This window comes from Methyloceanibacter sp., assembly GCF_050999895.1.
In the GTDB taxonomy this organism is placed as follows: Bacteria; Pseudomonadota; Alphaproteobacteria; order Rhizobiales; family Methyloligellaceae; genus Methyloceanibacter.
Window position 1 is genome coordinate 1 of the sequence record NZ_JBPCOU010000077.1, and the last position, 12052, is coordinate 12052.

The 12052-nt window shown below is 64.6% G+C and carries 13 protein-coding genes; 8 read left to right on the top strand and 5 right to left on the bottom strand.

Features of this window, described 5'->3' with window-relative positions; genetic code table 11:
* The 3 genes from ACR2J1_RS08620 to ACR2J1_RS08630 all read left to right on the top strand — a co-directional run.
* On the top strand, positions 1-400 hold a 400-nt coding region (locus ACR2J1_RS08620), incomplete at its 5' end, for a hypothetical protein (RefSeq protein ID WP_434018919.1).
* 502 nt (positions 401-902) lie between these two features.
* A complete protein-coding gene (locus ACR2J1_RS08625; RefSeq protein ID WP_434018920.1) occupies positions 903-2120 on the top strand; it encodes an argininosuccinate synthase in 1218 nt (405 codons plus the stop codon).
* Between the two features lie 4 nt (positions 2121-2124).
* Positions 2125-3189, top strand: coding sequence for an NAD(P)H-dependent flavin oxidoreductase (locus ACR2J1_RS08630; RefSeq protein ID WP_434018921.1), 1065 nt, complete (start codon positions 2125-2127; stop codon positions 3187-3189).
* Between the two features lie 62 nt (positions 3190-3251).
* On the opposite strand, the gene ACR2J1_RS08635 is transcribed toward ACR2J1_RS08630, so the two are convergent.
* The 5 genes from ACR2J1_RS08635 to ACR2J1_RS08655 all read right to left on the bottom strand — a co-directional run bounded on the left by ACR2J1_RS08635 (position 3252) and on the right by ACR2J1_RS08655 (position 7226).
* A complete protein-coding gene (locus ACR2J1_RS08635) occupies positions 3252-4418 on the bottom strand; it encodes an asparagine synthetase B family protein (protein WP_434018970.1) in 1167 nt (388 codons plus the stop codon).
* Entirely contained in the window at positions 4415-5194 is a 780-nt protein-coding gene (locus ACR2J1_RS08640; protein WP_434018922.1) for an asparagine synthetase B family protein, read from the bottom strand. The genes ACR2J1_RS08635 and ACR2J1_RS08640 overlap by 4 nt, the downstream gene beginning before the upstream one ends.
* Before the next feature lie 202 nt (positions 5195-5396).
* Positions 5397-5801: a cupin domain-containing protein gene (locus tag ACR2J1_RS08645; RefSeq protein WP_434018971.1), complete on the bottom strand. Its 405-nt coding sequence runs from the start codon at positions 5799-5801 to the stop codon at positions 5397-5399.
* Between the two features lie 167 nt (positions 5802-5968).
* The gene (locus ACR2J1_RS08650) at positions 5969-6475 is read right to left on the bottom strand and encodes a cupin domain-containing protein (RefSeq protein WP_434018923.1); all 507 of its coding nucleotides are present in this window, start codon (positions 6473-6475) and stop codon (positions 5969-5971) included.
* Positions 6476-6731: 256 nt separating this feature from the next.
* The gene (locus tag ACR2J1_RS08655; protein WP_434018924.1) at positions 6732-7226 is read right to left on the bottom strand and encodes a pyridoxamine 5'-phosphate oxidase family protein; all 495 of its coding nucleotides are present in this window, start codon (positions 7224-7226) and stop codon (positions 6732-6734) included.
* Positions 7227-7386: 160 nt separating this feature from the next.
* On the opposite strand from ACR2J1_RS08655, the gene typA reads away from it, so the two are divergent.
* The 5 genes from typA (at position 7387) to dapB (ending at position 11996) form a co-directional block, all read left to right on the top strand.
* Positions 7387-9216 (top strand): translational GTPase TypA, encoded by a 1830-nt coding sequence (gene typA, locus ACR2J1_RS08660; RefSeq protein ID WP_434018925.1) that lies wholly within the window; start codon positions 7387-7389, stop codon positions 9214-9216.
* A gap of 85 nt (positions 9217-9301) precedes the next feature.
* Complete coding sequence (locus ACR2J1_RS08665; RefSeq protein WP_434018926.1) at positions 9302-9808, top strand: N-acetyltransferase family protein; 507 nt, start codon at positions 9302-9304, stop codon at positions 9806-9808.
* Positions 9809-9979: 171 nt separating this feature from the next.
* Complete coding sequence (locus ACR2J1_RS08670) at positions 9980-10126, top strand: diguanylate cyclase domain-containing protein (RefSeq protein ID WP_434018972.1); 147 nt, start codon at positions 9980-9982, stop codon at positions 10124-10126.
* The gene (locus tag ACR2J1_RS08675) at positions 10123-11067 is read left to right on the top strand and encodes a putative bifunctional diguanylate cyclase/phosphodiesterase (RefSeq protein WP_434018973.1); all 945 of its coding nucleotides are present in this window, start codon (positions 10123-10125) and stop codon (positions 11065-11067) included. Before ACR2J1_RS08670 ends, ACR2J1_RS08675 begins: the two co-directional genes overlap by 4 nt.
* Positions 11068-11189: 122 nt before the next feature.
* Complete coding sequence (gene dapB, locus ACR2J1_RS08680) at positions 11190-11996, top strand: 4-hydroxy-tetrahydrodipicolinate reductase (protein ID WP_434018974.1); 807 nt, start codon at positions 11190-11192, stop codon at positions 11994-11996.
* Positions 11997-12052 lie beyond the last annotated feature (56 nt).

Genomic DNA, 12052 nt, shown 5'->3' on the forward strand with positions numbered 1-12052 from the left:
GGTGGCGCTCGCCTTCTGCATCGCCGTCGGCGTGGGCCTCGCAGTGCTGTTTGCCCTTGGCGCCTATTGGGTCGGCGATGAGCTCCGTGCGGCAGCGCCTAACGACCCGTTGCTGGAGCAAGGCGCGCCAGTTTTCGGCGTGATCCTCTTCACCACCGTCGCGCCCGCCCTCACGCTCTTGCCGGCTCTCCTCGCCGTGATCGTCGGCGAGGTGCTGCGGCTTCGCTCCTGGATTTATTATGTTGTGGCGGGCGGCGCGGCGGGCACCGCCATTCCGTTGCTTGCGATGCCGACAGGAGAGATTGCCTCGCTCCCGCAGGGGCAATGGCTTGGCATCTTCGCCGTTGCCGGTTTTGCCGGCGGTTTAATGTATTGGCTGCTTGCAGGCGCGCGGGCGTAACCCGCCATCACGATACGATGGGTTCTGAAAAGTCTTACGCGCCCGTGCGGGACAGCATGCGGCTCCCGGCCGGCATGCCGTAGCGATGCAGCGCCATTGACTGGCGCGCCGTTGGCCAGGGCTCGGGCCGGTAATGCGTCACTGTCTTCCACCAAGCGACATCGGACCGACCGTGCTGCCGCTTCGCAAAACCCCGGCTCAGCAACCCCGCGAGCCGCTGTTTCGCGCTACGCTCTGTTCCTTGGACTGCCATTCCTCGCCACCCTTATTGTATGTCTTGACCGACCTGAGCATTGAAACGTTGCAGCCGCATGTCGGTTCCGCGTCGGAGCCATGATCTCAAAGTCTATCGGTCGGCCTCTCTGCCTTGATCGGCATCAATGGAACGGACTGATAGCCAGGCAAGCGCCCGCCGGAAGCGCCGCGTCCGGCACTTGCACAAGCCCATCGCCTGCCTATAGTCGCGCCGATCTCATTCCCCACGGCCGGCAAGGCGCTTCCCATGGCAAAAGACGTGAAGAAGGTGGTGCTCGCTTATTCCGGCGGGCTCGACACCTCCATCATCCTGAAATGGCTTCAGGAGACCTACGACTGCGAGGTCGTGACCTTCACCGCCGATCTCGGCCAGGGCGAGGAGCTCGCGCCTGCTCGGCAGAAGGCGGAGCAGCTCGGCATCAAGGAGATCTTCGTCGAGGGTCTGCGCGAGGAGTTCGTGCGCGATTTCGTGTTCCCGATGTTCCGCGCCAACGCCCTTTATGAAGGCGTCTATCTCCTCGGCACCTCCATCGCCCGCCCCCTGATCGCCAAGCGCCAGATCGAGATCGCGCGCGAAACGGGCGCCGACGCCGTCTGTCATGGCGCGACCGGCAAGGGCAACGACCAGGTGCGCTTCGAGCTCACGTATTATGCGCTCAATCCCGACATCAAGGTGATCGCGCCTTGGCGCGAATGGGACTTCACCTCGCGTAGCGATCTCATCGCGTTCGCCGAGCAGCATCAGATCCCCGTCGCCAAGGACAAGCGCGGCGAGGCGCCGTTCTCCGTGGATGCGAACCTCCTGCACTCTTCGTCCGAAGGAAAGGTGCTGGAGGACCCTGCCGTCGAGCCGCCGCCTTACGTCTATCAGCGCACCGTGTCGCCGGAAGACGCGCCCGACAAAGCAACCATCGTCACCATCGGTTTTGAGAAAGGCGATCCGGTCTCCATCGACGGCAAGAAGCTCACGCCGGCAGCCCTTCTGACGCGGCTCAACGAGCTTGGCGGTGCGAACGGCATCGGCCGCGTCGATCTCGTCGAGAACCGCTATGTCGGCATGAAGTCGCGCGGCATCTACGAGACGCCGGGCGGGACGATCCTCCATGTCGCGCATCGCGCGATGGAGTCGCTCACGCTCGACCGCGAGGCGATGCATCTGAAGGACCAGCTGATGCCGCGCTACGCGGAGCTCGTCTATTACGGCTTCTGGTTCGCGCCGGAGCGCGAGATGCTGCAAGCTTTGATCGACAAGAGCCAGGAGCATGTCGAGGGTGAAGTCACGCTCAAGCTATACAAGGGCAACGTGATCGTCACCGGCCGTTCGAGCCCGAAATCGCTTTACTCCGACACGATCGTCACCTTCGAGGATGACGCCGGCGCCTACGACCAAAAGGACGCGGAAGGCTTCATTAAGCTCAATGCGCTCCGCCTGCGTCTCCTCGGCAGACGCCGCGACGATAACTAAGGCCATGCCCTGGCCTGACACACGGCTCCTCGACCTGTTCGGCATCGAGCTTCCCATCGTGCAGGCGCCGATGGCGAACTTCGCCGGCGTCGAGATGGGAATTGCCGTTGCGGAAGCGGGCGGGCTCGGCGCGCTGCCCTGTGCGGCGCTCGACCCGGATCACATCCGGAGCGGTGTCGCGGCGTTCAGGGCGCACACGCAGAAGCCCATCAACTGCAACTTCTTCTGCCACATTGAGACGCCGCCCGATCTCTCAAAGGACCGGGCGTGGCTTGAGCGCATCGCGCCTTATTTTGCCGAGCTTGGCGTCGAGGCCCCGCCCCTTCCGCTGCCCCAAGGCAACCCGCCCTTCGGCGAACGGGACTGCGCCGCCGTAGAGGCGCTTCGCCCTGAGATCGTGAGCTTTCATTTCGGCCTGCCGCCGGCACCGCTCCGTGCGCGGGTAAAAGCGACGGGGTGTAAAATCCTTAGCACGGCAACGTCTGTCCGGGAGGCGCGCGATCTCGCCGCGCGCGGAGTCGATGCTGTCATTGCTCAGGGCGCGGAAGCCGGCGGCCATCGCGGCATGTTTCTCGAAACGGATGTCGCCACGCAGACCGGCACCGTCGCGCTTGTGCGCGGTATTTGCGCGGCGGTGCGGATCCCTGTGATCGCCGCGGGCGGCATCGGGGACGGGCGCGCCATCGCCGCCGCGTTCGCGCTTGGGGCATCTGCGGTGCAGATCGGCACGGCCTATCTGCTCTGCCCCGAGGCCAAGGCTTCCGCCTTGCACAAGGAGGCTCTCGCCGCCCCGGGCCGCGAGACCGCCATCACCAATGTGCTGACCGGCCGCCCTGCGCGCGGGATCGTCAACCGTTTTATGCGCGAGCAAGGGCCCATCGATGCGGCAGCACCTGCCTTCCCGCTCGCAAGACCCGCGATTGCCCCATTGCGGACCAAGGCCGAGGCAGCAGGTTCGACGGATTTCTCGCCGCTCTGGTCCGGCCAGGGCCCCGCGCCGAGCGCGCGCGTAAGCGCCGGAGATCTCACGCACCGCCTCGCCGGAGACGCGCTGGCCCTGCTCGGCTGACCTCCGCCTTACGTCACAGCCGCTTACGCGACGGCCGGAACGGCCTGCGGCGCATGAGCGAGCTAGGGCAGTTCGCACAGGCCGCCGCCGAGATAAAGGTGATGCCAGAGCTGGGTGGCGACCACGCCGCCAAGCCCCAGATTGCCGAACGTACCGAGACTGTCGCCTTCACCGCGCGCCACCGCCGCGCAGTCCTGCTCGACGGCGGCGGCATCGAAATAGCCGGTCCGCGCCAAGCTCTCCTTGCTTATCAAATCGCGCACGAAGGCAGGCGGGTTGACTAGGAAGGTCTCGGCCGTCGGCGCCCGGAACATGGCCTTGGGCCGCCAAGCCACGTCGTGCGGCAGGCGGCGTTCCGCCGCGCGTCTCAGCAAATATTTGTCCTTGAGGAGGCGGCGCAGCTTCCAGCGCGGATGCAGGCGGGCGGCGAGCGCGATCACATTCTCGTCGAGAAAGGGGTAGCGCGTCTCCACGCTGTTGGCCATGGCGACGCGATCGCCTTTCTGGCTCAGCAGCAGAACCGGGAGATGCACCTTGTAGCCGAGATAGAGCGACCGGTTCAGAGGATGCCACCGCGCCATGCGCTCGGTGTCGAGGTCGAGGTCTTCATAGGCCACATGCGTCCCGAGCTCTTCCTTCAGTCCGGCGCTGTAATAGCGGCCGCGCGAGCGCGCCACGAGATTGTAAATCACGGACTGCGCGTGCGGCCCGCCGATCATGGTGTCGATCCGCGAGAACTCGGCGAAGGTCAGATCGCGCGCAGCCCATTTGCGCGCGGCACGGCTGATCGCCGTGCTGGGCCGGAAGACCTCGCCGATGTCGAGACCGCGCGCGATTTCCCGGATCTTGAACCACACATAGCCGGCGAAGCCCTCGTCGGCGCCCTCGCCGGTGAGCACCACCTTGAAGCCTTGTGCGTGGACCTCGCGAGATAGCGCCAACAGCGCCGCGCACGATGTGTCGAGCACCGGACATTCCGTTGCCGTGGTGAGCGTCGCATAGCGGTCGGTGATGATGTCCGCACCGGCATCGACCACGGTCGGATACGAGCCGATGGCGCGCGCGGCTTGCAGCGCGTTGTTGGTCTCGTCGAGGCGGGGATCCGGCACGCGCAAGGTGAAGCTCGGCAGCGCCTGTCCTGCCACGCGCGCGGCGGTCGCCATGACATAGGCCGAGTCCACCCCGCCGCTGAGATAGCCCACGACCGGCACGTCGGCGCGAAGTCTCACTTCGACGGCCCGGTCGAACGCCTCTTCGAACGCATCGAGCGCCGCCGCTTCGCTCGCCGGGTTCTCTTCGTCCCCCCAATCGGGAAAATCGAAGTCCCAGTATTTGCATTCGACCGGGCGACCACTCCGTCGTCGCCGCGCCACGCGACCTTCAAATAGTGTCCCGGCGCGACCGCTTGCACGCCTTGAAACATCGTGCGGCGCGACCCCAACGCGAAGAAGGTGAAGAGATGATCGAGCCCCCGCACATCTGCTTTCGGCGTTACCGAGCCCGAGGCGATCAGCGCCTTGATCTCGGAGCCGAAATACAGGAAATCGCCCTGCCGCGACCACAAAAGGGGGCAGATGCCGACGCGATCGCGCGCCAGCAGCACCATCCGCCGCTTGAAGTCGACCAGCACGAAGGCGAACTGACCGTTCAGATGCTGAAAGAGCTCCTCGAGGTGCTCCTCGTAGAGATGGACGATGATCTCGCTGTCGGTGTGGGTCCGGAACACATGACCCTTTGCCTCCAGCTCTTGCCGCCGCTCGGGGAAATCGAACAGTTCGCCGTTGCAGACCACGGCCACGCTTTCGTCCTCGTTGAAGATGGGCTGCCGCCCGTCGCTCAGACCGACAATGCTGAGCCGCCGGTTGGCAAGGCCTATGCCGGGCGCAACGAGAAATCCGTCATCGTCTGGCCCCCGATGCAGCAGCGCGTCCGCCATGCGTTGCAGCATGGCCGGATCGGGTCGTCGCCGTCCTTCGAGGTCGATTACACCCGCGATGCCGCACATGAGCCCTCCTTCGCGATAAATGCCAGTTTCGAGCTAGCAGTGGACGCCGCTTTTTGTGGCGACGGAATGATGGGCGCTTTGGGGGCAACCTGGGGAAAGCGCGAAACGCGGAAATCACGCTGGATCTGGCCGAGCACATGCCCGGATTGCGTTGAGCTTTATCAAGTCAACGCGTCAGGGTCAAAACGGCCCTATTTGGGGATTACCACAGCGTCTTTCGGGAATTTGGCGAACACGCTTTCCGGCACCTTGAAATTCGTGCCGAGCAGAAGGTCGGGATTGGCGGCAATCCAGGCGGTAATCGACACGGACTCGTAGGTGCCGTTGTTGAGCACGAGCACGACCTCCATGTCGTCGTCGCCGGTGTTCTCGATGTAATGCCCGTAGCCTGCGGCACGTAGCCGACATCGTGCGCGGCAAACTCGTCGGTGCGTGCGCGGCTGTGACTGCCGAACACCGTCATGCGCGCGCTGCCCTTCAGATAGAACTGCCACTCGGCGGCATGCGGATGCCAATGCAGCTCGCGCAAGGCCCCGGGCTTGATGGTGAGGAGCGCACCGCTCATCGTTGCCGAGATGGGAAACTCGCGCTCGGACACGGTACACATCGTGCCGCCTGCGAACGGGTCGGGCTTGTACGCGAGCAGCTGGTAACGATGGTTGAGCGGCGGCGCGTCGAGCGAGCCTTGCGCAGGGTCCGCCGGCAGCGGCGGAGGCACCGGCCCGATGGCGATATAGACTTCCTTCTTTGGAAAATCGGCGAAGGTGGATTCAGTCAGGCCAAATTCTTGGCGAGCATGTCCGGCGGCGTGTGGCCGAGCCAGTCGCTGATCGAGAAGGTGCCGAACTCCGAGAAATAGCCGTTGTCGAACACGAGCACGAAGGTGCAAGTGCCGGGCCCGATGCCCTGAATCGAATGGTCATGCCCGCGCGGGAAGTACCAGACATCGCCCGGACCGAAATCGACGATCTCGCACTGGTTGTTCGGGTCGATCGTGGTGACGCGGCAGCGTCCGGCGATGACATAGGCCCATTCCGCCGCATTGGCGTGCCAGTGCAACTCACGCAGAGCACCGGGTTCGAGGGTCATGTAGACGCCGGCGAGTTTTTCCGAGACCGGAAGAACTGCACGACGGTCCGCCTCTTTGGCGGTGCCGCCGTCGAACTGATACGTCGGCTGCGCGCCTAGCGGAAAACGGAAGGACGGCAGCTCCGGCCCGTCGAGCTTGGGGAGGCGCAGGGCCGAAAGGCGGCTGCATGGTCTCGGCCGCTCCGGCGGCATTCACGACAAGTCCGCTCATCGCCACCCCTCCGATCAGCTCACGGCGCGATAGTCCCGTCATCTCTTGGCCCTCCGTTTATCCGGAGAGGTTTCCGGATTCTTAGGGACGCGGCAACGATTACCTGGGCGCAGCACACACATCATTATCGTCCGCGCGAGCCCCGTCCACCACCGCTCATGGGCAGCCAGCGGGGAGGGGTGACGGAATCGTCCGGTCTAGCCAGGGCTCGAGAGGAAAGAACTGAGACAAGCGCACCTAGCCGAGGTGGACGGTGACTTTCCGCTTCTCGCCGAGATTGGGCTTCTTGCCCGTGACACGCGCCTTGGCGAATTCGAAGGCGGCGACGGCCGAACTCGCCGGGCCGTCCCACATCTCGGCGCGATGCGGCTCGACGCGCACCACCCGCACATTGGGGTCCTCGGGCCCTCCCGGCCACCAGGCCTGCTGGTGTTCGTTCCAGAGTTCGCGCGCCTTCTCGGTGTCGGTGGTGATGACCGCTTCGCCGCTGACGGAGAGATACACCTTCTCCTTTGCATAGGTGAAGGCGAGGCACACATCCGTGTCGGACTCGATCTCGTCGTCCTTGAGACCGCGTATGTCGGTGAGGAAGAAGATCGCGCCCCCGTCGTTATCGGGTCGCGCCTCCATCGGCCGCGCGCGCAAGCCGTCGGAGAAATGCGTGGTCATCATGCAGATGCCTGCTTTTGCGATGATCTCCCACACGCGCTCTTCGTGATTGTCCTGTTTCATACGCCTTCAACGTCCGAAGCGCTACGTGCGTTGCATTCGCCGACCCTTTTCGAGCCTTGGTTGGCGCCGCAGCTACCCATTGTGATCGCAAGATAAATCGCTATATTGCGCCGCACCATCACAAGCCGCCCCCCAGGGCGTCCAACAGAACCTTTCCCTCATGAAGCTTCGCAATATCGCAATCATTGCCCATGTCGATCATGGCAAGACGACCCTGGTCGATCGGCTGCTCCAGCAATCCGGCTCTTTCCGCGAGAATCAGCGGGTCGCCGAGCGCGCCATGGATTCCAACGATCTGGAGCGCGAGCGGGGCATTACGATCCTCGCCAAGGTGACGTCGATCACCTGGAACGACATCCGCATCAATATCGTCGACACGCCGGGCCATGCCGATTTCGGCGGTGAGGTCGAGCGCATCCTGCACATGGTGGATGGCGCCTTGGTGTTGGTCGATGCCGCCGAGGGCCCGCTGCCCCAGACCAAATTCGTCGTCTCCAAGGCCTTGAAGATGGGTCTCAAGCCCATCGTCGTCATCAACAAGGTCGACCGTCCCGATGCGCGGCCCACCGAGGTGGTCAACGAGGTGTTCGACCTTTTCGCCGCACTGGACGCGAACGACGCGCAGCTCGACTTCCCGATCCTCTATGGCTCCGCCAAGGAAGGCTGGATGGCGGCAAGCCCCGACGGCCCCAAGGACGCGGGCATGCAGCCTTTGTTCGACCTCGTCCTCAACCATGTGCCGGCGCCGACCATCGAGGAAGGTCCGTTCCGCCTGCTCGGCACGATCCTCGAAGCCAATGCCTATCTCGGCCGCATCGTCACCGGCCGCATCACCTCGGGCTCCGTCACGCCCAATCAGGGGGTGAAGGTGCTCGACCATGACGGCAAGCTCGTCGAGCAGGGCCGCGTCTCCAAGGTGCTCGCCTTCCGTGGCCTTGAGCGTGTCGCTCTCGACGAAGCAAGCGACGGCGACATCGTTTCGCTCGCCGGGCTCCCCAATGCCACGGTTGCGCAGACCATCTGCGCGCCGGAAGTGATGGTGCCGCTGCCCGCGCAGCCGATCGACCCGCCCACACTGTCGATGACCTTCCGCGTCAACGACTCGCCGCTTGCCGGCACCGAGGGCGACAAGGTCACGAGCCGCATGATCCGCGACCGCCTCTTGCGCGAGGGTGAAGGCAACGTGGCGTTGCGCGTCACCGAGTCGGAAGAAAAAGATTCCATGGAGGTTGCCGGGCGCGGCGAGTTGCAGCTCGGCATTCTTATCGAGACCATGCGCCGCGAAGGATTCGAGCTTAGCGTGTCGCGGCCCCGCGTCCTCTTGAAGCGCGAGCCGAACGGCGTCCTGCTGGAGCCGATCGAAGAGGTCGTCATCGATCTTGACGAGGAGCATTCCGGAGTCGTGGTGCAGAAGCTGTCGGAGCGCAAGGCGGAGCTCGTCGAGATGCGCCCCTCCGGCGGCGGCCGCCAGCGCCTCGTCTTCTACGCGCCGACGCGAGGGCTGATCGGCTATCAGGGGGAGCTTCTCACCGATACGCGCGGCACCGGCATCATGAACCGGCTCTTCCACGGCTACGCGCCGCATAAGGGCACGATTCAAGGCCGCCGCAACGGCGTCCTCATCTCGACCGATGCGGGCGAGGCGGTGGCCTATGCGCTTTGGAATCTGGAAGATCGCGGGCCGATGATGATCGACCCCGGCACCCGCGTCTATCGCGGCATGATCGTAGGCGAGCACACCCGCGACAACGATCTTGAGGTCAACGTGCTCAAGGGCAAGAAGCTGACCAATATCCGCACCACCTCGAAGGACGAGGCCGTGCGCCTCACCCCGCCGCTGCGCATGGTGCTGGAGCGCGCGCTCGCCTACATCCAAGATGACGAGCTCGTGGAGATCACGCCGAAATCGATCCGCCTGCGCAAGCGCCATCTCGATCCCAACGAGCGCAAGCGGGCCGATCGCCAGCGCGTCGAGGCGGAAGTCGCCTAGACCACGCCGGCAAACCCGCAACGACCGCTGAATAAAACCGAGACCCCTCTGGCCCTTCGCATTACCTCTGCGCTAGGCTGGTCTCATGACCGTCGACGTCGTTCAGATCAGACCGCCGCGGACGAAGGATGCGGAAGCTCTCGCCGCCGTCTACGAGGAGGCCTGGCAGGGCGTCTATCAGGGCATCATCCCGCATCTGTCATTGCAGCGTATGCTTGCCCGCCGCGGTCTCCGCTGGTGGGATGCGACCTTACGCAAACGCGGACCGCTGCTGGTGCTCGATTTCGACGGACAGGTCGCGGGCTACGTCACCTATGGCCGCAGCCGCTTCGGCCGTTCGCCGTTCCAGGGTGAAATTTTCGAGCTCTATCTGCACCCGATATACCAAGGCTTGGGGCTGGGCGAGATCCTGTTCAAGGCCGCACGCGGCCGCCTCGCAGATCTTAGGCTGAAAGGCCTGCTGGTCTGGGCTCTCATCGACAACGAAGCGGCCTGCAACTTCTATGCACGGCTCGGCGGCAAGCCCGTCGCGGAGGGCGCGGAGGCGTTCGGCGAGGTCACCTTGCGCAAGGTTGCCTTCGCTTGGTCCTAGCAGCTTAACAGGCTGTTTACCGCTTACGTTGGCGCTGCCTTAACGTCGCTTCCCTATAAAAAGCTCCCTCGATCTTCGGGCTACTGGAGCCATGCATGAGTGAAATCGGCGCGCGCGACCGGCTGGTGATGGCCGGTCTAATGGTCCTTGGGCTGCTCACCGTCGTTGCGGGTGTCGTCTCGGGCCGGTCGGCACGCCTCAAGGAGGAATGTCCGCGAAGCCGACGTGGTCGGCCGTCTCGGCGGTGACGAGTTCGCCGTCGTTGCCGAGGAACTCGATTCGCCTGAGGCCGCCATGCGCTTGGCGCGCCGACTCTGACCGCGCTCGCCGGCGGTTACCAGGTCAACGGCCACGAGGTGATTACGTCGGCGAGCATCGGCATCGCGCTCGGCCCCATCGACGGCGCGCCCGTCGAGACCTTGATGAAGAATGCCGATCTCGCGCTCTATCGGGCCAAGGAAGACGGCCGTAATACGTTCCGCTTCTTCGAACCCGCCATGGACGCCGCGTTGCAGAAGCGCCGCCGTCTGGAGGCGGATCTGCGCATCGACCAGCCTCAGTTCGGTCTCGAATCCGGCAAGCTCAGCGGCTACGAGGCGCTGGTGCGCTGGTGGCACCCGACCGAGGGCGAGATTCCGCCAACGACCTTTATCCCGATCGCCGAGGAGACCGGCCTCATCGCCGCGCTGGGGGAGTGGATCCTGCGCACCGCCTGCGCCTATGCCACCACGTGGCCGGAGGACACCTCGCTTGCGGTCAATCTCTCGCCGGCCCAGTTCAAGACGCAGGACGTCGTGGCGCTGGTGCGCAAGGTCCTGAACGAGACAGGCCTCGATGCAAGGCGGCTCGAGCTCGAACTCACCGAAGGCGTCCTCCTCCAGAACACCGACGCCGTCGTCGAGACCCTGACGCGGCTCGATCAGATGGGCGTCTCCATCGTCATGGACGATTTTGGCACCGGCTATTCGAGCTTGAGCTATCTCACCCGCTTCCCGGTCCGGAAGATCAAGATCGACCGCTCCTTCATCGATACGCTCGGAACGAGCCCGCAGACCAGCGGCATCGTCTCCAGCATTGTCGGCCTCGGCCAGTCCCTGAACGTGACCATCACCGCCGAGGGCGTGGAAACCGAAGGCCAGGCCGCCATGCTCAAAAAATGGGGATGCGACCAGGTCCAGGGCTTCTATTTCGGCAAGCCCTCGACGGAAATATCCGAGGACGAGGCGCGCAAGGCCATCGAGCGCCCGCTCGTGGCCTAGCCCTAAACCTGTCGCCGTTGACGCCGCGGCCCTTGTGACCGCGTCGGCCCCGTCTTAGAAGGGTCAGCTTGATCGTCGCGGATTTCAATCCGCCTGGATCGCATCGTGTCGTGGTTGCCAAGATGAGTGACATGAAGATCGCCGTGCTCGGTGCCGGAGGCCGCATGGGCCAGACCCTGACGCGCGTGCTCGCCGAGACTGAAGGCTGCAGCATCGCCGGCGCCCTCGAGGTCAAAGGCTCGCCGAGCGTCGGGCGCGATATCGGCGAGGCTGCGGGTTTCGCGCCGGTCGGCATAGCCATCACCGACGATCCCCTGCCGCTCTTCGCAGCGGTTGATGCCGTGCTCGATTTCACCACGCCGCAAGCGACGGTCGGCTACGCGGCTCTCTCGGCCCAGGCGCGCATCGTGCATATTATCGGCACGACGGGCTTTGCCGGCGACGATCTTGCCAAGATTGAGGCGGCCGCCCGGCATGCGACTATCGTCAAGGCTGGCAATATGAGTCTCGGCGTCAATTTGCTGGCGGCGCTCACCGCGCGCGTCGCCTCGATCCTCGGCTCCGAATTCGATATCGAGATTTTGGAGCTGCACCATCGTCACAAGCGCGATGCGCCGTCAGGCACGGCCCTCATGCTCGGCGAGGCGGCAGCCTCGGGCCGCGAGATCAATCTCAAGGAGCGCGGCGTTCACGTGCGTGACGGCGAGACCGGCCCACGGCGCGAAGGCGATATCGGCTTTGCCGCCTTGCGCGGCGGCGATGTCGTGGGCGAGCACCGCGTCATCTTCGCCGGCCCCGGCGAGCGCCTCGAGCTTGGCCACATCGCGACCGATCGCGGCATTTTCGCCCGGGGCGCCGTGGCCGCCGCTCTGTGGGCGCGCGGCCGCCAGCCGGGACTTTATTCCATGGCCGATGTGCTTGGATTTTGATAGGCTTGAATTCCTAGTGCAAAGCGCCCTTAGCCATATTTGCTCCACGCTTCAGG

Bases quoted from the DNA above. Each gene is read 5' to 3' on its own strand.
- ACR2J1_RS08625 (WP_434018920.1), top strand. From the start codon at position 903: ATGGCAAAAGACGTGAAGAAGGTGGTGCTCGCTTATTCCGGCGGGCTC.
- ACR2J1_RS08630 (WP_434018921.1), top strand. From the start codon at position 2,125: ATGCCCTGGCCTGACACACGGCTCCTCGACCTGTTCGGCATCGAGCTT.
- ACR2J1_RS08640 (WP_434018922.1), bottom strand. From the start codon at position 5,194: ATGTGCGGCATCGCGGGTGTAATCGACCTCGAAGGACGGCGACGACCC.
- ACR2J1_RS08645 (WP_434018971.1), bottom strand. From the start codon at position 5,801: ATGTGTACCGTGTCCGAGCGCGAGTTTCCCATCTCGGCAACGATGAGC.
- ACR2J1_RS08650 (WP_434018923.1), bottom strand. From the start codon at position 6,475: ATGCCGCCGGAGCGGCCGAGACCATGCAGCCGCCTTTCGGCCCTGCGC.
- ACR2J1_RS08655 (WP_434018924.1), bottom strand. From the start codon at position 7,226: ATGAAACAGGACAATCACGAAGAGCGCGTGTGGGAGATCATCGCAAAA.
- typA (WP_434018925.1), top strand. From the start codon at position 7,387: ATGAAGCTTCGCAATATCGCAATCATTGCCCATGTCGATCATGGCAAG.
- ACR2J1_RS08665 (WP_434018926.1), top strand. From the start codon at position 9,302: ATGACCGTCGACGTCGTTCAGATCAGACCGCCGCGGACGAAGGATGCG.
- dapB (WP_434018974.1), top strand. From the start codon at position 11,190: ATGAGTGACATGAAGATCGCCGTGCTCGGTGCCGGAGGCCGCATGGGC.